The 20,428-nt window shown below is 60.0% G+C and carries 21 protein-coding genes; 6 read left to right on the forward strand and 15 right to left on the reverse strand.

Going from position 1 to position 20,428, the window contains the following annotated elements; genetic code table 11:
• Positions 1-322: 322 nt before the first annotated feature.
• The 6 genes from msrQ to CKW30_RS21075 all read right to left on the reverse strand — a co-directional run bounded on the left by msrQ (position 323) and on the right by CKW30_RS21075 (position 6,310).
• Positions 323-946: a protein-methionine-sulfoxide reductase heme-binding subunit MsrQ gene (gene msrQ, locus CKW30_RS21050; RefSeq protein ID WP_095181813.1), complete on the reverse strand. Its 624-nt coding sequence runs from the start codon at positions 944-946 to the stop codon at positions 323-325.
• Complete coding sequence (gene msrP / locus CKW30_RS21055; RefSeq protein ID WP_095181814.1) at positions 946-1,959, reverse strand: protein-methionine-sulfoxide reductase catalytic subunit MsrP; 1,014 nt, start codon at positions 1,957-1,959, stop codon at positions 946-948. The genes msrQ and msrP overlap by 1 nt, the downstream gene beginning before the upstream one ends.
• A gap of 63 nt (positions 1,960-2,022) precedes the next feature.
• Positions 2,023-2,880 (reverse strand): CDP-diacylglycerol--serine O-phosphatidyltransferase, encoded by an 858-nt coding sequence (pssA, locus tag CKW30_RS21060; protein WP_016773182.1) that lies wholly within the window; start codon positions 2,878-2,880, stop codon positions 2,023-2,025.
• Positions 2,881-3,028: 148 nt separating this feature from the next.
• Positions 3,029-4,045 (reverse strand): ketol-acid reductoisomerase, encoded by a 1,017-nt coding sequence (gene ilvC, locus CKW30_RS21065; protein ID WP_003228216.1) that lies wholly within the window; start codon positions 4,043-4,045, stop codon positions 3,029-3,031.
• A gap of 46 nt (positions 4,046-4,091) precedes the next feature.
• Positions 4,092-4,583 carry an acetolactate synthase small subunit gene (gene ilvN, locus CKW30_RS21070; RefSeq protein ID WP_003176102.1) on the reverse strand — a complete coding sequence of 164 codons (492 nt, stop codon included), beginning with the start codon at positions 4,581-4,583 and terminating at the stop codon, positions 4,092-4,094.
• A gap of 2 nt (positions 4,584-4,585) precedes the next feature.
• Positions 4,586-6,310 (reverse strand): acetolactate synthase 3 large subunit, encoded by a 1,725-nt coding sequence (locus CKW30_RS21075; RefSeq protein WP_039761986.1) that lies wholly within the window; start codon positions 6,308-6,310, stop codon positions 4,586-4,588.
• A 399-nt stretch (positions 6,311-6,709) separates the two neighbouring features.
• Between CKW30_RS21075 and CKW30_RS21080 the strand changes: the two genes are divergently transcribed.
• A complete protein-coding gene (locus CKW30_RS21080) occupies positions 6,710-7,126 on the forward strand; it encodes a DUF4124 domain-containing protein (RefSeq protein WP_095181815.1) in 417 nt (138 codons plus the stop codon).
• Positions 7,127-7,250: 124 nt separating this feature from the next.
• On the opposite strand, the gene CKW30_RS21085 is transcribed toward CKW30_RS21080, so the two are convergent.
• The 3 genes from CKW30_RS21085 to mrcB are packed head-to-tail and all read right to left on the reverse strand — an operon-like array spanning position 7,251 to position 10,676.
• Positions 7,251-7,586, reverse strand: a complete 336-nt coding sequence (locus CKW30_RS21085; protein WP_056790386.1) for a YqcC family protein — start codon at positions 7,584-7,586, stop codon at positions 7,251-7,253.
• On the reverse strand, positions 7,586-8,335 hold the full coding sequence (locus CKW30_RS21090) for a M48 family metallopeptidase (protein WP_041477844.1): 750 nt from the start codon (positions 8,333-8,335) through the stop codon (positions 7,586-7,588). Before CKW30_RS21090 ends, CKW30_RS21085 begins: the two co-directional genes overlap by 1 nt.
• A 16-nt stretch (positions 8,336-8,351) precedes the next feature.
• Entirely contained in the window at positions 8,352-10,676 is a 2,325-nt protein-coding gene (mrcB, locus tag CKW30_RS21095) for a penicillin-binding protein 1B (protein WP_095181816.1), read from the reverse strand.
• A 116-nt stretch (positions 10,677-10,792) separates the two neighbouring features.
• Here mrcB and CKW30_RS21100 point away from each other — a divergent pair, with 116 nt between their 5' ends.
• The 4 genes from CKW30_RS21100 (at position 10,793) to CKW30_RS21115 (ending at position 14,157) form a co-directional block, all read left to right on the forward strand.
• Positions 10,793-12,349, forward strand: a complete 1,557-nt coding sequence (locus CKW30_RS21100) for a bifunctional aminoglycoside phosphotransferase/ATP-binding protein (protein ID WP_056790394.1) — start codon at positions 10,793-10,795, stop codon at positions 12,347-12,349.
• A gap of 91 nt (positions 12,350-12,440) precedes the next feature.
• The gene (locus tag CKW30_RS21105) at positions 12,441-12,785 is read left to right on the forward strand and encodes a pentapeptide repeat-containing protein (protein ID WP_041477841.1); all 345 of its coding nucleotides are present in this window, start codon (positions 12,441-12,443) and stop codon (positions 12,783-12,785) included.
• Positions 12,786-13,074: 289 nt separating this feature from the next.
• Positions 13,075-13,347: a TfoX/Sxy family protein gene (locus tag CKW30_RS21110; RefSeq protein ID WP_016773175.1), complete on the forward strand. Its 273-nt coding sequence runs from the start codon at positions 13,075-13,077 to the stop codon at positions 13,345-13,347.
• Positions 13,348-13,362: 15 nt separating this feature from the next.
• Positions 13,363-14,157, forward strand: coding sequence for a Crp/Fnr family transcriptional regulator (locus CKW30_RS21115; RefSeq protein ID WP_095181817.1), 795 nt, complete (start codon positions 13,363-13,365; stop codon positions 14,155-14,157).
• Between the two features lie 232 nt (positions 14,158-14,389).
• On the opposite strand, the gene CKW30_RS21120 is transcribed toward CKW30_RS21115, so the two are convergent.
• From CKW30_RS21120 to CKW30_RS21135, 4 genes are read right to left on the reverse strand one after another with little or no spacing between them, the layout of a single operon-like run.
• On the reverse strand, positions 14,390-15,238 hold the full coding sequence (locus tag CKW30_RS21120; RefSeq protein ID WP_095181818.1) for a ChaN family lipoprotein: 849 nt from the start codon (positions 15,236-15,238) through the stop codon (positions 14,390-14,392).
• Between the two features lie 19 nt (positions 15,239-15,257).
• A complete protein-coding gene (locus tag CKW30_RS21125) occupies positions 15,258-16,025 on the reverse strand; it encodes a heme ABC transporter ATP-binding protein (RefSeq protein ID WP_095181819.1) in 768 nt (255 codons plus the stop codon).
• On the reverse strand, positions 16,025-17,008 hold the full coding sequence (locus tag CKW30_RS21130; protein ID WP_163032956.1) for an iron ABC transporter permease: 984 nt from the start codon (positions 17,006-17,008) through the stop codon (positions 16,025-16,027). Before CKW30_RS21130 ends, CKW30_RS21125 begins: the two co-directional genes overlap by 1 nt.
• Before the next feature lie 50 nt (positions 17,009-17,058).
• Positions 17,059-17,931 (reverse strand): hemin ABC transporter substrate-binding protein, encoded by an 873-nt coding sequence (locus CKW30_RS21135; RefSeq protein ID WP_095181821.1) that lies wholly within the window; start codon positions 17,929-17,931, stop codon positions 17,059-17,061.
• 164 nt (positions 17,932-18,095) lie between these two features.
• On the opposite strand from CKW30_RS21135, the gene CKW30_RS21140 reads away from it, so the two are divergent.
• The gene (locus CKW30_RS21140; protein ID WP_056790410.1) at positions 18,096-18,413 is read left to right on the forward strand and encodes a Rieske (2Fe-2S) protein; all 318 of its coding nucleotides are present in this window, start codon (positions 18,096-18,098) and stop codon (positions 18,411-18,413) included.
• Here CKW30_RS21140 and sfsA read toward each other — a convergent pair.
• Positions 18,410-19,123: a DNA/RNA nuclease SfsA gene (sfsA, locus tag CKW30_RS21145; RefSeq protein WP_095181822.1), complete on the reverse strand. Its 714-nt coding sequence runs from the start codon at positions 19,121-19,123 to the stop codon at positions 18,410-18,412. The genes CKW30_RS21140 and sfsA overlap by 4 nt on opposite strands.
• Positions 19,123-20,292 carry a pyridoxal phosphate-dependent aminotransferase gene (locus CKW30_RS21150; protein ID WP_095181823.1) on the reverse strand — a complete coding sequence of 390 codons (1,170 nt, stop codon included), beginning with the start codon at positions 20,290-20,292 and terminating at the stop codon, positions 19,123-19,125. Before CKW30_RS21150 ends, sfsA begins: the two co-directional genes overlap by 1 nt.
• Positions 20,293-20,428 lie beyond the last annotated feature (136 nt).

A 20,428-nucleotide genomic window follows, 5' to 3' on the forward strand; every position in this document is an offset into this window, starting at 1 on the left:
TGTCAAGTGATTATTTTCAGAAGTTTTCGAAGAATTTTTCAACAACTTCAACCACTTGCGCTTCCGATCTCTCGTTAGCGGGAGGCGAATTCTACAGCGTTAATCGCTGCTGTCAACACCTCTTTTTTTCCGCTTTCGACCGAGAAGATCGAACCGTTAAAAGAACTACACATCACTGCCCTTTCAACTCCTTCCAGGCTTCGACGACCTGAAGCAAGCCGCTGTCGAAAACCGCATAACTCTTTGAATCTTAAGGAGTTTTCCGTTTCGACTGCGCCGGAAGTGGGGCGAATTATAGACCTCTGGAATCTGCCGTCAACCGTTAATTTCGCTTTTCTTGCAGATTCTGCTTTTTAGCCATTAAACGCGGGATTCGCCTCATCACCGGCGGCACACGAAGCAGCAAGAGCACAGCGCCTATAAAGGCATAAATCGCCCACTCCTCTAGATCGGCCCGCACGATCCAGAGCATATGCAGCAAACCCAGCCCAAGTATCACGTAAACCAAGCGATGCAGCTTCTTCCAGCGAGCACCCAAACGACGCTGACTATAACGATTCGACGTCACTGCCAGTATCAGCAATCCGAGAAAGCCGAGTGCACCGACAATGATGTAAGGCCGCTTACGTAGCTCAACGCCCAACTGTGACCAGTCAAACCCGAGGATAAACGCCATATAGCTGAACAGATGTAGCGCTACATAAGCAAAACACCAAAGCCCTAACTGCCGGCGCACTGCAATCCACCCCGCCCAACCGCTCAGCTTTTGCAACGGCGTCATGCTCAACGTAATCAACAGCAACACCAGCGTGCCAAGCCCGAGACGATCAACCAGCACCTTGCCTGGATCAGGCCCGAGCAGATCGGCGAACGCCTGATAGAACCACAGCAATGGCCAGATCGCTGCCGCAATGAACACGCCCACTCGCCAGAACGGATAACGCATCAGTAGTTCTTCCGCAGATCGAGCCCTGTATATAAAGAAGCGACTTCATCCGAGTAGCCGTTGAACATCTCCGTATCGCGCACATTCGGTTTGAACAGGCTGTTCGGCAAGCGCCGCTCGCGGGCTTGGGTCCAGCGCGGATGATCAACCGTCGGATTCACATTCGCGTAGAAGCCATATTCATCGGCAGCAATGCTTTGCCAAGTGGTCTTCGGCTGCTCGCTGACCAGACTGATGCGCACAATGGATTTCACGCTTTTGAAGCCGTACTTCCACGGCACCACCAGACGCAAAGGCGCGCCGTTCTGGTTCGGCAGTTCGCGTCCATACATGCCCACCGCCAGAATTGCCAAAGGATTCATCGCCTCATCCAGACGCAAGCCTTCGACGTACGGCCAGTCGATCAAGGCAAAACCGGAACGCTGGCCGGGCATGCTCTTGGGATCCTGCAGGGTTTCAAAGCGGATGTACTTGGCCTTGGAAGTCGGCTCGACCTGCTTGAGCAAGGCCGAGATGGGAAAGCCGATCCAGGGAATGACCATCGACCACGCCTCGACGCAGCGCAGACGATAAATACGTTCCTCCAGTTGATACGGCTTCATGAAGTCTTCCAGCGCATAACGCCCCGGCTTACCCACCTCCCCGTCAATGACCACGCTCCAGGGTTCGGTTTTCAGGTCGCCAGCGTTCCTCGCGGGATCGCCCTTGCCGGTACCGAATTCATAAAAGTTGTTGTAGTTCGTAGCGTCTTTATAAGGCGTGATCGCCTCGTCCTTGACATTGACCGCCCCCCATTGAGTAGAAGGAAGCTTTTCGGCAAACCAGGCCGGAGCCTTGCCGGATTCGACGTCAGAGTAGCGAGGGGTATCAGCGGCATTGGCCCAGCGCGGCAGGCTGCTCACGGCAATACCGGCAGCAGTGGCGCCGAGCAATTGGCGGCGGGAGAGATAAATGGCTTCAGGCGTGACATCCGACTCATGGCAGTCGGATGCTTTGGGGATCTTGATCAACATGACAACTCCGCAGCTTTGGAGGACAGGTGCACCCATAGACTGCGGAGTATGCGGGAAATTACATCACTCGGCGTTTTTGTGACGACGAAGGCGCAACAGATACTGCACCGGACCGGACGCCGCATAGGCGAGGAACACCAGCAGCAGAATGCGCGGCGGATCACTGAACACGACAGCGAATACCAGCACCACCGCCAGGATCGCCACGAACGGCACGCGACCTTTGAGATCCAGCTCCTTGAAGCTGTTGTACTTGATGTTGCTGACCATCAGCATGCCGGCCGCCGCCACCATCAACGCCACCAGGAACGACATCTTCGAACCCTGAATGCCGTAATCGCTGAACGCCCAGACAATGCCGGCCACCACACCTGCCGCCGCCGGGCTGGCCAGACCGATGAAGTAGCGTTTGTCCGCCGTGCCGACCTGGGTGTTGAAACGCGCCAGACGCAACGCCGCTCCCGCTACATATATGAAGGCGACCATCCAGCCGACCTTGCCCATGTCTCCCAGCGCCCAACCGAAGGCCAGCAATGCCGGCGCGACGCCGAAGGCGACCATGTCCGACAGCGAGTCATACTCGGCGCCGAAAGCACTTTGCGTATTGGTCATGCGCGCTACGCGACCATCGAGACCGTCGAGCACCATCGCGACGAAAATCGCGATTGCAGCGAAGGCGAAGTACTTGCTCGCATTCACCGAGTCGCCGGCGCTCAACGCGGCCTGCGCGCTCATCGAGTTGATGATGGAATAGAAGCCTGCGAACAGGTTGGCGGTGGTGAACAGGTTCGGCAGCAGATAGATACCACGATGCCGGACTTTACGACCTTCGGCGTCGTGCCCTTCTTCGATGTGTTCATCGATGGGCAGCAGGCTTTCGGCGTCGGAAGCCTTGTTCGGCTCTTCGGGACGTTCGCTCATGGACATTACCTTGCAACGGTTTGGAAAAAATTCGACAGAGGCTTGAGGACGACAGTTCGGCCACAAACGATGCAGCTTTATACCAGAAGCACCGGCCCAAACGAAAAAACGCGGCCTAGGCCGCGTTTTTCGTGCAAGGGACGACGACTTAGTTTTTGGCTTTGTCGACGATCTTGTTGGCACCGATCCACGGCATCATGGAGCGCAGTTGCTCGCCGATGATTTCGATACCGTGAGCGGCGTTGTTACGACGCTTGGCGGTCATCGAAGGGTAGCCGGTTGCGCCTTCGCTGATGAACATTTTGGCGTATTCGCCGTCCTGAATACGTTTCAGGGCGTTGCGCATGGCCTGACGGGATTCGGCGTTGATCACTTCCGGGCCAGTCACGTACTCGCCGTACTCGGCGTTGTTGGAGATCGAGTAGTTCATGTTGGCGATACCGCCTTCGTACATGAGGTCAACGATCAACTTCAGTTCGTGCAGGCACTCGAAGTAGGCCATTTCCGGCGCGTAGCCAGCTTCAACCAGAGTTTCGAAACCGGCTTTCACCAGTTCAACGGTACCGCCACACAGAACGGCTTGTTCGCCGAACAGGTCAGTTTCGGTCTCGTCCTTGAAGGTGGTTTCGATGATGCCGGTACGACCGCCACCGACGCCAGCGGCGTAGGACAGTGCAACGTTTTTGGCGTTGCCCGAGGCGTCCTGGTAGATCGCGATCAGGTCAGGGATACCGCCGCCTTTGACGAACTCGGAACGCACGGTGTGGCCCGGGGCTTTCGGCGCGATCATGATCACGTCGAGGTCGGCACGCGGAACAACCTGGTTGTAGTGAATCGCGAAGCCGTGGGAGAAGGCCAGAGTGGCGCCTTTCTTGATGTTCGGCTCGATTTCGTTCTTGTACAGCGAGGACTGGAACTCGTCCGGGGTCAGGATCATGACCAGGTCGGCAGCGGCAACAGCGGAAGCAACGTCGGTCACTTTCAGGCCGTGAGCTTCGGCTTTGGCAACGGTGGCCGAACCTTTACGCAGACCGACGGTAACGTCGACACCGGAGTCTTTCAGGTTGCACGCTTGAGCGTGGCCCTGGGAGCCGTAACCGATGATGGCAACTTTCTTGCCCTGGATGATCGACAGGTCGCAGTCTTTATCGTAGAAAACTTTCATGAATTTCCCCTTATATCCGGCCGTTCAGGCCATGCGCTAATTTGGTTTAGATGCTGAGAACTTTGTCGCCGCGAGCAATGCCGGTCACGCCGCTACGGACGGTTTCCAGAATCGATGCGGTGCCGATGGACTGAATGAAGCTGTCGAGCTTGTCGCTGGTACCGGTCAACTGAACGGTATACACGCTGGCGCTGACATCGACGATCTGCCCACGGTAGATATCGGTAGTGCGTTTGATCTCGGCGCGCTGGGCGCCAGTGGCCTTGACCTTGACCAGCATCAGTTCACGCTCGATGTGAGCGCTTTCCGACAGGTCCACCAGCTTGACCACTTCGATCAGCTTGTTCAGGTTTTTGGTGATCTGCTCGATGACTTCATCGTGGCCCACGGTGGTCAGCGTCAGACGCGACAGGGTCGGGTCTTCGGTCGGCGCCACGGTCAGGCTTTCGATGTTGTAGTTGCGCTGCGAGAACAGGCCGACTACACGAGACAGAGCGCCGGGTTCGTTTTCCAGAAGCAGGGAAATAATGTGCCGCATGATTAAGTACGCTCCGTCTTGCTCAGCCACATATCGCGCATGGAGCCGTCTTTGATCTGCATCGGGTAGACGTGCTCGCTGGTGTCGACCGCAACATCGATGATCACCAGGCGATCCTTCATGGCGAACGCTTCGGCCATCTTCGACTTCAAATCTTTCGATTCGGTGATGCGTACGCCAACGTGGCCGTAGGCTTCAGCCAGCTTGATGAAGTCGGGCAGCGATTCCATGTAGGAGTGCGAGTGACGGCTGCCGTAGCTCATGTCCTGCCACTGGCGAACCATGCCCAGCACACCGTTGTTGAGGATGACGATCTTTACCGGCAAGCCGTATTGCAGGCAGGTCGACAGCTCCTGGATGTTCATCTGGATACTGCCTTCGCCGGTGACGCAGGCAACGTCGTCGTCCGGAAAGCTCAGCTTGATGCCCATCGCTGCTGGCAGACCGAAGCCCATCGTGCCCAGACCACCGGAGTTGATCCAGCGGTTAGGCTTGTTGAACGTGTAGTACTGCGCAGCGAACATCTGGTGCTGACCCACGTCGGAGGTCACAAAGGCGTCGCCCTTGGTCACTTCGCAGAGGGTTTCGATCACGGTCTGCGGTTTGATCTTGCTGCCGTCGCCCTTTTCATAAGGGAACAGGCCGCGATCGCCACGCCATTCATCGACCTGCTTCCACCAACTGGCCACGGACTCCTTGTTCGGGGTCTCGCCGATTTCCTTGAGGATCGCGACCATTTCGGTCAGGACGCTCTCGACCGGACCCACGATTGGCACGTCAGCCTTGATGGTCTTGGAGATCGACGCCGGGTCGATGTCGATGTGGATGATCTTGGCGTTCGGGCAGAATTTCGCCGGGCCGTTGATCACCCGATCGTCGAAGCGTGCGCCGACGGCGAGGATCACATCGGCATGGTGCATCGCCAGGTTCGCGGTGTAGCTGCCGTGCATGCCGAGCATGCCGATGAACTGACGGTCAGTGCCAGGGAAAGCGCCCAGACCCATCAAGGTGTTGGTCACCGGCAGGTTGAGCATTTTCGCCAGCTCGGTCAGTTGCGCGGAGCCATTGCCGAGAATCACGCCGCCGCCGGAGTACAGCACCGGGCGCTTGGCCGCCAACAACATTTCTGCCGCCTTGCGGATCTGCCCGGAGTGACCGCGAACGGCCGGGCTGTAGGAACGCAGCTTGGCTTTCTTCGGGAAAACGTATTCGAATTTCTCGGCCGGATTGGTCATGTCTTTCGGGATGTCGACCACGACCGGGCCCGGACGACCGGACTGCGCCAGGTAGAAGGCCTTCTTCATGACTTCCGGGATTTCCGAAGCGTGCTTGATCATGAAGCTGTGCTTCACGATCGGCCGGGAGATACCGATCATGTCGGTTTCCTGGAACGCGTCGGTGCCGACCATGGTGCTTGGCACCTGACCGGAAATGATCACCATCGGAATCGAGTCCATATAGGCGGTGGCGATACCGGTGATGGCGTTTGTGGCGCCTGGACCGGATGTCACCAATACCACGCCGGCTTTACCGGTGGCACGGGCGTAGCCGTCAGCCATATGGGTCGCCGCTTGTTCGTGACGAACCAGGATGTGGGTCACTTCCGGTTCTTTGAACAGGGCATCGTAAACATGCAGGAGAGCACCACCCGGGTACCCGTAGATATATTTGACGCCTTCGTCACGCAAAAAGCGGACGAGCATCTCACCGCCAGATAAAAGCTCCACGTTGTTCACCTCTAAAACGCCAGAATACCGTCCACAAAAAAGGGGCGGGTCTTAATAGGTTTACTTCTCGGCAGAGCATGAGCGACGGTGGTCGCCGACTACGTCAGCACTGACTGAGCAAGTATTGGGATCGTCCCAAGTGTTGCGGGCCTTTCCCACCCAGCGCGAGGTAACGCGTTGCGGGTGTAACAGGTCGGCGCGGATGTGCGCCTCATGATCTACCGAGTGGGTCTGCTTCTGGCAGTCCCTCTACAGCGGACTTTGGATTCTTCTGTTTCGCCCTCTGCAAGTCAAGTCGTCTGTGGGGTTAATTGTGGGTAAGCACATGAGAACGCAAGAAAAAACCTGAAAAGCGCTACTCTGTTAGCGTCAATTGCGCATTTTTGCCAAGGAATCAGCATGCGAACGCTCCTCCTTACTCTGCTGATCGGTCTCAGCCCATGGTGCTCGGCCGCTCAAATCTACAAATGGGTCGATGCCCAAGGCGTCACGCATTTCGATGCACAACCGCCGCAGGGCCAACCGGCGACGACCCTGCAAACGCCCTCCTCACCCGCGCCGAAAGCCGCGCCGCTGCCGGGCGGCGGCGTACTCGGCGATCAGAAAGCCATTGATGCCAAGGTGAAGAAACAGGTCGCCGAGCAGCAGGCGCAGCTCGAGGCCTTTTGCGAACAGGCACGCACGAACCTGGCGCAACTGCAGAACAATCCGCGTTTGCGTGAGGAGGTCGAGGGGGATGTGCGCAGGCTCGACGATACACAGCGTCAGGAACGCATCGTCGAAGCGAAGAAGCAGATTGCCGAGAATTGCTCGTAATCGCGACGTCGGAACTTGTAGGAGCTGACGAGTGCAACGAGGCTGCGATCTTTTGATCCTGCTCGTCTAAAGTCAAAAGATCGCAGCCTTCGGCAGCTCCTACAAAGCTCCTACACAACCGCGCTCAGCGGGAGGCAGTGATCAGCCGGTCAAACTCTTTGAGCAGCACCTGCAACTGCCGATCCTTGCCGCCAAGGTTGCGCTGGGCGAAGACCATTTCCGCCATTTCCTGAATGCCCGAGGCGTTCGGTAAGGGCAGATCCTGTTCGAGGATCATCTTCATGCGCGGCAGGAAGATCCATTGCAGCCATTGCTCGAAGTCCAGCGTGTCGACCGAGAACGGCTCGACACTGCTCAGGGCTTCGACCGACGGCTGAACCTCATCCCACCAGCCCTGGGTGCGCAGCTCGCGTTCAATCAACAACAGCTGATCGGCGATTTTCGGGAAACGCACGTCCATCACAGGGAAACCTTGGCCTTCTGACGGGCCAGCGCGGCGCCGGCGGAATCGCCTTGTTTCTCACGAGATTGAGCGATGATTTCCCACAGGCTGGCTTGCAGATCCGGACGACCGTTGGCCATGGTCAACGCGCGACGGGCAAATTGCTCGGCTTGCGGCGCATCGCCCTGGGCCATGCGCACCTGCGCCAGACGGTAAAGCACTTGTGGCTCACGGGGGGCGACACGTTGCGCCCGCTCCAGGCTGGAAGAGGCACCGTTGAGGTCGCCGCCGGCCTGCTGCTGTTGCGCGGTGGTCAGCAAGGCGAGTACCGGACCGTCCAGTTGCTCATCCGCCGACAGCCCGCCACCGCTGCTGGCCGAAGGAATGCCACTTGGCGTCGACGGCATGCTGTAGCTGCCGGAGTTGATCGGTGCCGACTCAACCGCCGATGGGTTGTAAGGCCCCGACGTGATACCGCCGGATGCAGGCCCCGGGACGATCGGCGAAGAACTGATCGGTGTTGACACCGCAGCACCGCCGCCCGGCACCATCACCACCACGCCGGTATCGCCCTGCGGAATCGCCTGAGTCTGGCCCTGCGCCGGGCGCTTGACCGTGGTCTGGCGGAAACCGCCATTGGCGCCGATGCGTTCGCTGTTGGACACGGCCGTACCCGAATCCACTACCGGAATCGAACCACGCTGTACGGTGGAGCAGCCGCTGAGCAAAGCCACGGCGGTCACCGCTGGAATCAACCACTTGTTCACTTGAAACCCTCTTTGCTTAATTCATCCAGCCCTTGACCCAGTCCATCACCGACTCCGGCGAGGCAGGTGTTTCGCTTGCACACGCGGCGCCGGGTGGCGGCTCGCTGCCGCGAATATACGGCATCTGTACCGCGCCGGGGCAGTTGGCATCGGAACCCTGGCCGGTGCGCGAATCGACCCACGCTTGCACGACGTTGTCCGGCTGCGGCATGTCCAGCGGCAGCGGATCGGCCTTGCGCATGAAACTGGTCCAGACCTGCAGCGCACCGGTGGCCCCGGTGAACGGCGTCTTGCCGTTGTCGTCGCGACCCAGCCAGACCACTGCCAGCAGATCCTGACTGAAACCGGCAAACCAGCTGTCGCGCGAATCGTTACTGGTACCGGTCTTGCCCGCCAGTGTCAGGGTCTTGGGCAGCACGTTATAAACCGAACTGCCGGTACCTTCACGCATCACCCGCTGCATGGCGTTCTGGATCAGGTAAATCGAGGCAGGGTCGAAGCGCTGTTCGATCTGGAACGGATAACGCTTGAGCGGCTCGCCCTCGGCGGTCAGCACGCTGCGAATGCCGCGCATCGGCGTATTGAAACCACCGTTGGCCAGCGTCTGGTACATGGTCGCCACTTCGATCGGCGTCATGCCGCCAGCACCGAGCAGCATCGACGGGAACGCCGGGAATTCACGGGTAACTCCCAGACGACCTACGGTCTTGAGCACGTTCGGCACGCCGACTTCCAGGCCCAGGCGCGAGGTCGACAGGTTGTAGGAATGCGCCAGGCCCTGATAGAGGAACACCGTACCGTGGGAGCGGCGATCGTAGTTCTGCGGCTTCCACACCTGACCGTTGGCGCCTTTGACTGACAGCGGATCGTCCGACAGCCAACTGGTCAGCGTGTACTGGCTCGGTTTCTCAAGCGCGGTCAGATACACCGCCGGTTTGATCAGCGAGCCGATCGGGCGTACCGCATCGAGTGCGCGGTTGAAACCGGCGTAACTGGCCTGACGGCTGCCGATCATCGCCTGGACTTCACCGGTTTCCGGGTTGGTCACGACCATCGCCGCTTCGACGTCATCCGAGCCCTTGCGCCCGGCCAGACGCTTGAACGTGTCGTTGACCGAGGCTTCGGCTTTCATCTGCAGAATCGGGTCGAAACTGGTGAAGATGCGCAGGCCTTCTTCGGTCAAGTCTTCGTCGCGGTAGTCTTCGCGCAACTGGCGTTTGACCAGGTCGATAAAGCCCGGGAACGAGCTGTCGGCGAGCTTGCCGCGAGTCGTCACACCGAGCGGCATTTTCTTCGCCGCTTCGACTTGTTCGGGGGTTGCCACGCCTTGCTGCGCCAGCACGTCGAGGACCAGATTGCGCCGCTCCAGCGCGCGTTCCGGGTTGCGGCGCGGGTTGTAGTAGGACGGTCCCTTGACCATGCCGACCAGCATCGCAACCTGATGCAGTTTCAGCTCGGACAATGGCTGGCCGAAGAAGAACTGACTGGCCAGACCAAAACCGTGCACCGCACGCTGGCCGTCCTGACCGACGAAGACTTCGTTGAGGTAGGCCTCAAGAATTTCCTTCTTGTCGTAATGCAGTTCCAGCAGCAACGCCATCATCGCTTCGGTGAGCTTGCGGGTCAGGCTGCGTTCGCTTGTCAGGTAAAAGTTCTTCACCAACTGCTGGGTCAGCGTACTGCCGCCCTGGGTCATCTTGCCGCCGGAGGTGTTGATCCACACGGCGCGGGCGATCGATTTCGGCGACACGCCCCAGTGGCTGTAGAAGTCGCGGTCTTCGACGGCGATCAGGGTTTCGAGCAAGTACGGCGGCACCTGATCGAGTTTGATCAGGATGCGGTCTTCGAGATTTTTCGGGTAAATGCCGCCGATCATCAGCGGCTCGAGGCGCACCACCGACAGTTTCGAACCGTTGGTCGAGGACAGTTCGGCGACGTAATCGCCGGAGAAGCGCACACGCACCGGCTGCGGCTTTTCCAGACCTTCATAGAACTGGAAGCCACGGGTGTTCAGGTCAACCGTATTGCCGCTGACGGCTGCGGCGCCGGGGCCGTTGCTCACGGCTTCGCGGCGATAGCCGAGGGCATCGAGTTCGGTGAGGAAATCGTCCTTGCTGAGCTTCTGTCCGACGAACAGCTCGAGCGGGCGCGCGTATACCTTGGCCGGGATGGTCCAGCGCTTGCCGGAGAACTTCTCCTGCACCACGGCATCGAGGTAAACGGCAAAGCCGGCCAGCACTACAAGGCCGACCAGGCTGAGTTTAATGGCCCAGCTCAACCATGGGCTGAGGCCCTTGGCTGGTGGTTTTTTCTTGGTACGGGGGGATCGGGATCGAGTCATGGCGGCGGATTATACGCACTTTATCGATCCTCAACAGGCACGCGCGGAGGTTTGCGTCAGGCGGGCAAGCAGCCATAATGGCCGCCTCGAATTCCCCCGCCTCTGAAGGATCGCCCGTGAGCCAGTCCCTGATCGCTGCCCTGCAAAACCCGGCCCTCTACCCGCATCCCGTCGAAGGGTTTCAGGTCATCGAAACCCACATCTCGTGGGTGATTCTCACCGGGCCCTTTGCCTATAAAGTGAAGAAGCCGGTGAATTTCGGCTTCCTCGACTTCACCAGCCTCGACGCACGTGCGCATTTCTGCGCTGAAGAGCTGCGGCTGAACCAGCGTCTGACCGATGATTTGTATCTGGACGTGTTGCCGGTCACCGGCAGCGTCGAGGCACCGCAACTGGGCGGCGACGGCCCGGCTATCGAATACGTGCTGAAAATGCGCCAGTTCCCGCAGAGCGGCTTGCTCAGCACCCTGCAAGCCAATGGCGAACTGACCACTCAGCACATCGACGCGTTGGCCGAGCAGATCGCCCATTTCCATCTCAACGCCCCGAAAGTCCCGGCCGAACACGACGCCGGTACACCGGACAGCGTGATGGCGCCGGTCGCGCAAAATTTCGAGCAGATCCTGCCGTTCCTCAGCGACAAGAACGACTTGCTGCAACTTGAGGCATTGAAAGCCTGGGCCGAAAGCAGCTTCGAGCGCCTCAAGCCCCTGTTCGCCCAGCGCAAGACACAAGGTTTCACCCGTGAATGCCACGGCGACATTCACCTGGGCAACGCCACGGTCATCGACGGCAATGTGGTGATCTTCGACTGCATCGAGTTCAACGAGCCATTCCGTTTCACTGATGTCTGGGCCGACACCGGCTTCCTCGCCATGGACCTGGAAGACCGTGGCCTGAAATCGTTGGCGCGTCGCCTCATCAGCCAGTATCTGGAACTGACCGGCGACTATGAGGGCCTGGAAGTGCTGAACTTCTATAAAGCCTACCGCGCGCTGGTGCGGGCCAAGGTGGCATTGTTCAGCATGCCGGCGGACGCGACTGCGGTGCAGCGCGCCACCACCCTGCGCCAGTACCGCAACTACGCCAACCTGGCGGAAAGCTACAGCACCATTCCTTCGCGCTTCATGGCCATTACCCACGGTGTTTCCGCCGTCGGCAAGAGCCATGTGGCCATGCGCCTGGTCGAAGCGCTGGGCGCAATTCGCCTGCGTTCCGATGTCGAGCGCAAGCGCCTGTTCGGTGAGCAGACCGTTGCCAACGACGTGCAGGCCGGCATTTACAGCGCCGATGCCAGCACCGCGACCTACGCGCGCCTGCATGAAATCGCCGAGGTGATTTTGCACGCCGGGTTCCCGGTAGTGATCGACGCGACCTATCTCAAACGCGAGCAGCGCGATAACGCGGCGAAGATTGCCGAAGCCACTGGCACGCCGTTCCTGATCCTCGACTGCAATGCCCCGCAAGCGGTAATCGAAAGCTGGCTGGCGATGCGCCAGGCCGATCAGAAGGATCCGTCCGACGCCACCCTGGCAGTGATCGAAGCGCAGCAGGCCAACCGCGAAGCGCTGACCCCGGAGGAGATTCTGCGCAGCAAACGCGTGCAGACCAATGAATCCGGCACGCTGGACACCGTGGTTGCGCAGATCCGTCAGCGCCTGCCGGGCCTGTAAAAAACTATTTCGGCCGTGAAGCCCTCGCTCGCTTCACGGCCGGCAAATAGTGGCACTATACTGGCGTCATAAAACCAACAGGTGATCTGACATGAGCCAGCCTAAACTGCTCGACACTCCGCTTTACGCCCTGCTGCACAAAGATGACGTTGCAGGCTTCAACAAAGAACGTCCACAGGATGGTCTGATCGACATGGTCGGCGGCGATTTTCGTGGCCTCGACCTGCGTGAACTGAACGCCGATAACGTGGATTTCCGCGATGCGTATTTCCGCTCCGCCGATTTGCGTGGCATCGATTTCCGCAAGGCTTCGCTCGAAGGCGCCAGCCTGGCCCATGCACAGATTTCCGGTGCGTACTTTCCGCCGGAGCTGAGTGCCGACGAGATCCTGATGTCAATGAATTTCGGTACACGGTTGCGCTATCGCACTCGCTGATATCCGGAAATCTTCCTGACACCACGCCTTGCCCCTATGGGAGCGAGCCTGCTCGCGACGGCGTAGTGTCAGTCGATATTGATTGTGTCTGATACGCCCTCTTCGCGAGCAGGCTCGCTCCCCCATTGATAATCGTTTACCTCCCTTCCCTCTGCGTTCGCAGGTCCTTTACCCCCCTTTCTTAGAAGCTTTTGCGTCGAATCCGACCAAACAACCACGCTTTTCCTACTGATGGCTACACTGCTGAGAAGCTCGCCCACGCACCATTCGGCCGTCGCAAGGAGGCTTGATGAATGATGAACTGCAACACCTGAAAAATCTTGGCAAGACATCGGCGCAATGGCTGCATGCCGTGGGCATCCACAGCGCCTCGGACTTGCGTCGCCTCGGTGCAGTGGATGCCTACCGGGCCGTGCGTACTCGAGGCTTTCGCGCTTCAAAGGTGTTGTTGTATGCGATCGAAGGGGCGTTGATGGACGTGCACTGGAACGACATCCCTGCCGAGCGCAAGGACGCCTTGAACAAGCAGCTCGAAGCCATTTCCGCGCGCCATAAAAACTGAACAGGCGCTGACGCCATGTATTTACTGGGGGAACAATCGGCCCACGCCGACGCATTGATCAATCGCTTGCAGAGTCTTCCCGGGCAGTGGCTGCAGGATTTGTCGCCGTGCGCGCCTGTTGTCGAACTGGAGGCCACGGATGATTTGTATACGCAGTTGCCGGACGATCAGCTGTTTTTGCTGAGCGAGGGCGTGGTACATGGCTGCATCGCGGGCCGTGCGCTGTTCTACTGGCAGGAAGGTGATCTGCTCGGCCTGCAACGTGGCGAGCAATGGAGCGACTGTCGCGTATGCAGCGAGAGCACTGTGCGCCTGCTGCCCTATGGTCGCGCAGAGGTTTTGCAGCATTTGTATGCCGACCCTGATCGAGCCGAGCAGCTTCTGAGCTATCTGCTCGGGCAAATGGCGCTGCTCGCCCACGCTGTGGCCGAGTTGAAACCCCGGGAGTTCCGCAGCACCAACGGCTTCAAACGGGTCGAGGCCGGTGCCGTGCTGATTCAACAGGGCGATGCAGCGGACCATGTTTTCGTGATTATCGATGGGCATGCTGAGGCGTTCGTCGACGGGCACAAGGTCGGTGACGTGCCGAAGGACGAGATTTTCGGCGCCATGGCGTTGTTTACCGGCGAGCCGCGCAACGCCACGGTAGTGACTTCCGAGCCGAGCACGGTGATGTTGATTCCCGGTGATCAATTTTTGAGCATGACCCGCAGCAACCCGAAGATCGCCCATGGCCTGATTGAGGGTATGGCTCGGCGCATCGGACAGTTGAATCGCCAGATCACGCAGTTGACGACGCAGCGCACCTAGCGCATAGCCCTTTATTCACAGGGCCTCACCACCACTCGCAAAACTAAATTACAGATTGGCAAAAACAGCGGTTGACTCGGTAATGAGAATCGCTATGATTATCACAACTGGTCGCGAGATCAGTCGATATTCTGAAAAGCCCTTGGTTCGGACTCTCAGATTATCTCCTCATCAGGCTAATCACGGTTATTTGACCCGGTTTTTACCGGGTCTTTTTTTGCCTGCCGGAAAGTCATTTGGCGAATTGCTGACGCATCTGCTCGCAGTAATCCGGCTTCGGTGTGGCCGGCGTGTACCAGACGTAATCGGCCATCGCCGGCGTTACCGCAGCGCCCTGCTCGGCCAGCATCAATACGGTCGGCGCCCTGGTGGCGCCCAGATCGAGCAGATGCAGCGGCACGCCGACATCCTTGCGCGCATGCCAGGCACCGGCCAGCAGGATCGAAGGCGTCGCCGCCGCCAGCATGCGTTGGGCCATTCGCCGATCGCGCTGTTGCTGAATCGCCAGCATCGCCGGCATCTGTGATTCGGGCAGCAAGCCGCAGTGAGATTCACTGACTTGTCCAAGCAACGTGTTCTGCACGGACAACGCATTACTGCGAGGACCGTTCAGCGCAGGTGGATTTCGGTAAAACGCACGGATTTCGCTGTCATCGAGATTGGCCGCCAGCAGCGGATATGGCTGTGTCAGAGCGAAGCGCACGATCGGCCCGTAAAGATTCCAGTCCCAGCCCTCCTGCCAGGCCAATGCCGCAGGCAAATCAGCCGCGACGGACTTCGACTGGCGCAGCGCATCGACTTTCGCTTGTTGATCCGGCGTGAGCATTTCCAGCAGCAGACTGCCTTGCACCCGGCGCTCGCCCAGCGACTGCAACAGCCACAATTGCGCAGCATGATGATCGGCATTGTCGTGCTGCTCACCGATGATCAAACGCTCAGGTTCAGCGAGACGCACCAGCAGTTGCTGCGCGGTGAGCATCTCGCCGCTGCGCAGATCGCGGATATCGCCACCCACCGGTGGAGCCGCCACGTGCTGACACCCCGCGAGCAACACCAGTGCCAACAACCACAATCCACGCATGCGACACCTCGATGATTGATCAGCGGGCGATGATCAGCGGATGCCCACGCTCCGGGTGCGGTTGCACCAAAACCTCCAGGCCGAACACCGCTCTGAGCGTATCCGGACGCAGAACCTGCTGCGGGGTATCCAGCGCAACCGGGCGCCCCTCCTCCAGCAACAGCACGCGATCACAATAGCGCGCCGCAAGATTCAGATCATGCAGGATCACCAGTACCGCCGCGCCGCGATCGGCGAACTCGCGCACCGCTTGCAAGGTGGTGTGCTGATGCAGCGGATCGAGCATCGATGTCGGTTCGTCGAGCAACAAGGTTTGCCCGGCCTGACCCGGCCAGAGTTGCGCCAGCACCCGCGCCAGATGCACGCGCTGACGCTCGCCACCTGACAACGCCAGATAGCTGCGCCCACTCAGGTGCCCGGCATCGGCGGCGGCCAGCGCTGCCGCGACGATTTCGTCATCACGTACACGCCCGGTCTGGTACGGCAAACGGCCCATGCCGACGACCTCTTCGACGGCAAAGGCAAAATCCAGCGTCGACACCTGCGGCAACACCGCCAGTCGTTGTGCCCGCTGTGTTCCGCTCCAATAGCTCAATGCCTGACCATCGAGCGAAACGTTGCCGTCACTGGCGAGCAACTCCCCGCACAAGGCGCCAAGCAACGTGCTTTTCCCGGCGCCGTTCGGTCCCAGCACGCCAAGCACCTCGCCGGGTTCGAGCCCGAGCGTAACCCCACTGAGCACCGCTTTGCGGCCACGGCGGACATGCAGATCGTGCGCGGACAACATCAGGCACGCCCTCGCAGCAGCAGATAAAGGAAAAACGGCGCGCCGATAAACGCGGTGACAATGCCGATCGGCAACTCCGCCGGCGCCAGCGCCAGGCGCGCCACCAGATCGGCGAGCAATAACAGGCTCGCACCCGCCAGCACCGAGGCTGGCAATAGCACTTTGTGATCCGGGCCGGCCAGCAGGCGCACCAGATGGGGCACCACCAGCCCGACAAAACCGATCATGCCCGCAGCGGCCACCGCCGCGCCGACACCCAGCGCGGTGCAGAACACCAGTTCGCGCTTGAGCCGTTCGACATCGATGCCCAGATGACCGGCCTCGGATTCACCGAGCAACAAGGCATTCAATGCCTTGGCCCGACGCGGCAGCCACAGCGCCACGCCGATGGTGATGATCAGCAAGGGCCACAGCCGCGCGTAACTGGCGCCGTTGAGGCTGCCCAGGTTCCAGAAGGTCAGGGTGCGCAGCGTCGCGTCATCGGCCAGATAAGTGAACAGACCGACCGCCGAACTGGCCAGCGCCGTCAGCGCGATACCGGCCAGCAACATGGTCGCCACGTGGGTCTGACCGTTGCGCCGGCCCAGCCGATAGACCAGCGCCGTCACCCCGAGACCACCAAGAAACGCACACACCGACAACAGATACGGCCCGAACCACTCCGGCAGGCCGCCAAAGAACGAGCCGCCGACAATCGCAATCGCCGCGCCAAGTGCCGCGCCACTGGACACCCCGACCAGCCCCGGGTCCGCCAGCGGATTACGAAACAGACCCTGCATCGCCACGCCGGACAGCGCCAGCACGCCACCGACCGCCAAGCCGAGCAAGGTTCGCGGCAGGCGGATCTGGCCGAGAATCAGCTCGGCCTGCTCCAGACCTTCCGGCGCCAGCGGCACGCCGATCAGACGCAGCGCCGCGCGCAGGGTATCGAACAACGGCAGGCTCACCGGCCCCAATGCCAGCGACAGCCAGATCGCCAGCAAACACAGCAATGTCAGGCCGATGAACAAGCCACGGGGTTTGACCTGTGTGGTCATTGGCCGCCCTTGGCCGGGTAGAAACCGTCCGTCAGGGTTTGCAAAGCAGCCGGCAACCGTGGCCCGAGACCGCCCACCAGCAGCGTCGGGTCCAGCTCCATCACCCGCCCGCTCTTGGCCGCGCGGCTGGAATTGAGGATGGGGTTTTCCTTGAACAACGCGGCTTTTGCCGCCTCGCCGGTCAATGCTCGGTCAGCGAACACCAGCACTTCGGGATCGAGGCTGGCGAGGGATTCGACAGAAAACGGTTTGTAGCCGGTATGCGTCGCAAGGTTGTGCCCGCCAGCCTGTTGCAGCAACCAGTCGGCGGCAGTGTCCTTGCCGGCGATCAACGGCTTGCCGCCGGCGTGCCCGAGCAACAGCAACACACCGGGGGCTTTCTGTGTGGTTTGCACTTGGGCAACTCGCACTGTCTGCGCCTGGAGTTGCTGTTGATAACTCTGCAGTAGCTGCGCCGCCTGGCTTTGTGCGCCGAGCAACTGGCCCAGATGAGTGACATTCTTTTCCAGCGTCGGCAGATCAGGCTGGGCTGAAAACAACTCGACTTTGACCTTGGCCGCTTTGACTTGCGCCAGAACCGGCGGCGGCCCCATTTCTTCGGTACCGATCAGAATGTCCGGGCGCAGGCTCAAGATGCCTTCGGCCGACAGGCTGCGCTGATAACCAATGCTCGGCAGCGTCTGCAACGATTGGGGATGCTGACTGGTGGTGTCGACCCCTACCAGCTTCGATTCGCCGCCCAGTGCGCTGACCCATTCCGACAGCGCACCGCCGGCGCTGACCCAGCGTTGCGGTAAATCCGCTGCGCTCGCCTGATGGCTGAGAAAAAGGCCGACGCACAGTACGGCAACGCGGGTTTTCAGGCGCATACGCAGCTTCCTTGAACAAGGTTTCCCGGGCATCGGCGCAGCGAGCCAAGTATCCTCGGCAACGGCCAGACTCCCTGTGGGAGAAGGTCGCCATTTGATAATTGTTTGCATTTGAACGTCAAGCTCGGACATATCCCGACACGAGCGGACATTAGAGGATAGCCATGAAGTTTCTCTGCGCCGGCAGTGATCTGGCCGAAGCCGGCAGTCGCGGTTTCGAAATTGAAGGCAAAAAGCTTTTCGCCGTGCGTCGTGGCGGGCAGGTCTATGTCTACTTCAATCGCTGCCCGCATCGCGGCGTCGGGCTGGAATGGCAGCCCGACCAGTTTCTCGACCCCAGCAACAGTCTGATCCAGTGCGCCACCCATGGCGCACTGTTTCTGATCGAGAACGGCGAATGCGTCGCCGGCCCCTGCGCCGGGCAGTCACTCACGGCAATTGAATGCCGGGAAGATACACGAGGCGTGTGGGTCGACGTTTAACCGTTGAGCCGCACATCGAGTCGGCGGTCGATGACCATCTCTTCATGGTCCAGGCGCACGCCGTACGCCAACACCTCGACACCGCACGCGACCGCTTCACGCAGCGCCTCGGCGTAAGCCCAATCGATTTCCTCGGCCGGGCGCACGGCATCGATGCCGGAGAGGTTCACGCAGTACAACTGCACCGCCCGAATGCCGTCGCGCGCCAGATGCGCCAGCTCGCGCAGATGTTTGGCGCCGCGCTGGGTCACCGCATCGGGAAACGCCGCCACCGCCGTGCCGTCGAAGCCGAGGGTGACGCTTTTGACTTCGACATACGCCGGTCCGCTGGGGTATTCGAGGCGGAAGTCGATGCGGCTTTTTTCCTGTCCGTAGGCAACCTCACGCTTCAACGCGGTATAGCCGTTCAACTCGGTAATCACGCCAGCCTGCAAGGCTTCTTCAACCAGCCCATTCGCCCGCCCGGTGTTGACACAAAACAGCCGGCCCTGCGGTGTTTCGCCAATCTCCCAAGTGCCGGGCAACTTGCGTTTAGGGTCGTTGGAGCGGCTGAACCAGACCTGCCCGCCCTCGACCTGGCAATTGAGCATCGAACCGGTGTTCGGGCAGTGAATGGTCAGCAATTCGCCGCTAATGGTCTCGATATCGGCGAGAAAACGCTTGTAACGTCGAATCAGCCGCGCTTCTTCCAGAGCAGGATAAAAGCGCATCAGCCTTGCCAGCTCTTCAAGCCGCGCGCGATGCGCTCCACCGCTTCCTGCAAACGTGCGAGGTTTTGTGTGTAAGCGAAGCGCACGTGATGACCGGCCTGATAACGACCGAAATCCAGTCCCGGCGTAAAGGCGACGTGCTCGGTTTCGAGGAAATGCCGGCAGAACGCGAAGGCATCGCCGCCGAAACGGCTGATATCGGCGTACAGATAAAATGCGCCTTCCGGCTCAACGGCAATGTTGAAACCAAGTTCACGCAGCGCCGGCAGGAGAAAATCGCGACGGCGCGCAAACTCGGAGCGGCGCTCTTCGAGAATCGCAATGGTGGCTGGCTCGAAACAGGCCAGCGCAGCGTATTGCGCCATGCTCGGCGCGCTGATGTAGAGGTTCTGCGCAAGCTTTTCCAATTCGCTGACCGCCGCGTCTGGCGCCACCAGCCAGCCCAGGCGCCAACCGGTCATGCCGAAATACTTGGAGAAACTGTTGAGGACAAAAGCGCCGTCATCGACTTCCAGCACACTGGCAGCATCAGTGCCGTAGGTCAGGCCGTGGTAGATCTCATCCACCACCAAGTGCCCGTGTCGGGCCTTGATGGCTGTGGACAGTCCGCCCAGTTCATCACGGGTCAGCAGGGTTCCGGTCGGGTTGGCCGGCGAAGCGACGAGGGCGCCGACACTGTCGTGGTCCCAGTGCCGCGCCACCAGATCCGGGGTCAGTTGATAACGCACCTCCGGCCCGACCGGCACCAATTGCGCCGCGCCTTCGACCAGCCGCAAGAAATGCCGATTGCACGGGTAGCCCGGGTCGGCGAGCAGCCAGTGTTTACCCGGATCGACCAACAGGGCACTGGCCAGCAACAACGCGCCGGAGCCGCCCGGCGTGATCAGAATCCGCCGTGGGTCGATATTCAGGCCGTAACGCGATTGGTAGAAACCGGCGATCGCCTCGCGCAGTTCGGGAATGCCACGGGCGGCGGTATAACGGGTCTTGCCCGCCGTCAACGCAGCTTGCCCGGCGCGAATGATCGGCTCGGCGGTGGTGAAGTCCGGCTCGCCGATTTCCAGATGGATCACGTCGTGGCCTTCGGCCTGCAATTCATTGGCCCGCGCCAGCAGCGCCATCACATGGAACGGTTCGATCGCACGACTGCGCGCACTGTAGGGGGCCATTGGAATGCCTTCGACGGAAAAAAGAGACGATTCTACCTGTCTGCCGGAACGAGCGAGAACCCGTGAAGGTCACAGCCTCAAGAACGCTGGACTGTAACGATCTGAACGTACGCTCCAGGATTGACTAAAATCAGTG

Source organism: Pseudomonas sp. Irchel 3F6 (assembly GCF_900187595.1).
In the GTDB taxonomy this organism is placed as follows: domain Bacteria; phylum Pseudomonadota; class Gammaproteobacteria; order Pseudomonadales; family Pseudomonadaceae; genus Aquipseudomonas; species Aquipseudomonas siliginis.

Coding starts and splice junctions, on each gene's coding strand:
- msrQ (WP_095181813.1), bottom strand. CDS start 946: ATGCGTTATCCGTTCTGGCGAGTGGGCGTGTTCATTGCGGCAGCGATC.
- msrP (WP_095181814.1), bottom strand. CDS start 1,959: ATGTTGATCAAGATCCCCAAAGCATCCGACTGCCATGAGTCGGATGTC.
- pssA (WP_016773182.1), bottom strand. CDS start 2,880: ATGAGCGAACGTCCCGAAGAGCCGAACAAGGCTTCCGACGCCGAAAGC.
- ilvC (WP_003228216.1), bottom strand. CDS start 4,045: ATGAAAGTTTTCTACGATAAAGACTGCGACCTGTCGATCATCCAGGGC.
- ilvN (WP_003176102.1), bottom strand. CDS start 4,583: ATGCGGCACATTATTTCCCTGCTTCTGGAAAACGAACCCGGCGCTCTG.
- CKW30_RS21080 (WP_095181815.1), top strand. CDS start 6,710: ATGCGAACGCTCCTCCTTACTCTGCTGATCGGTCTCAGCCCATGGTGC.
- CKW30_RS21085 (WP_056790386.1), bottom strand. CDS start 7,586: ATGGACGTGCGTTTCCCGAAAATCGCCGATCAGCTGTTGTTGATTGAA.
- mrcB (WP_095181816.1), bottom strand. CDS start 10,676: ATGACTCGATCCCGATCCCCCCGTACCAAGAAAAAACCACCAGCCAAG.
- CKW30_RS21105 (WP_041477841.1), top strand. CDS start 12,441: ATGAGCCAGCCTAAACTGCTCGACACTCCGCTTTACGCCCTGCTGCAC.
- CKW30_RS21110 (WP_016773175.1), top strand. CDS start 13,075: ATGAATGATGAACTGCAACACCTGAAAAATCTTGGCAAGACATCGGCG.
- CKW30_RS21115 (WP_095181817.1), top strand. CDS start 13,363: ATGTATTTACTGGGGGAACAATCGGCCCACGCCGACGCATTGATCAAT.
- CKW30_RS21120 (WP_095181818.1), bottom strand. CDS start 15,238: ATGCGTGGATTGTGGTTGTTGGCACTGGTGTTGCTCGCGGGGTGTCAG.
- CKW30_RS21125 (WP_095181819.1), bottom strand. CDS start 16,025: ATGTTGTCCGCGCACGATCTGCATGTCCGCCGTGGCCGCAAAGCGGTG.
- CKW30_RS21135 (WP_095181821.1), bottom strand. CDS start 17,931: ATGCGCCTGAAAACCCGCGTTGCCGTACTGTGCGTCGGCCTTTTTCTC.
- CKW30_RS21140 (WP_056790410.1), top strand. CDS start 18,096: ATGAAGTTTCTCTGCGCCGGCAGTGATCTGGCCGAAGCCGGCAGTCGC.
- sfsA (WP_095181822.1), bottom strand. CDS start 19,123: ATGCGCTTTTATCCTGCTCTGGAAGAAGCGCGGCTGATTCGACGTTAC.
- CKW30_RS21150 (WP_095181823.1), bottom strand. CDS start 20,292: ATGGCCCCCTACAGTGCGCGCAGTCGTGCGATCGAACCGTTCCATGTG.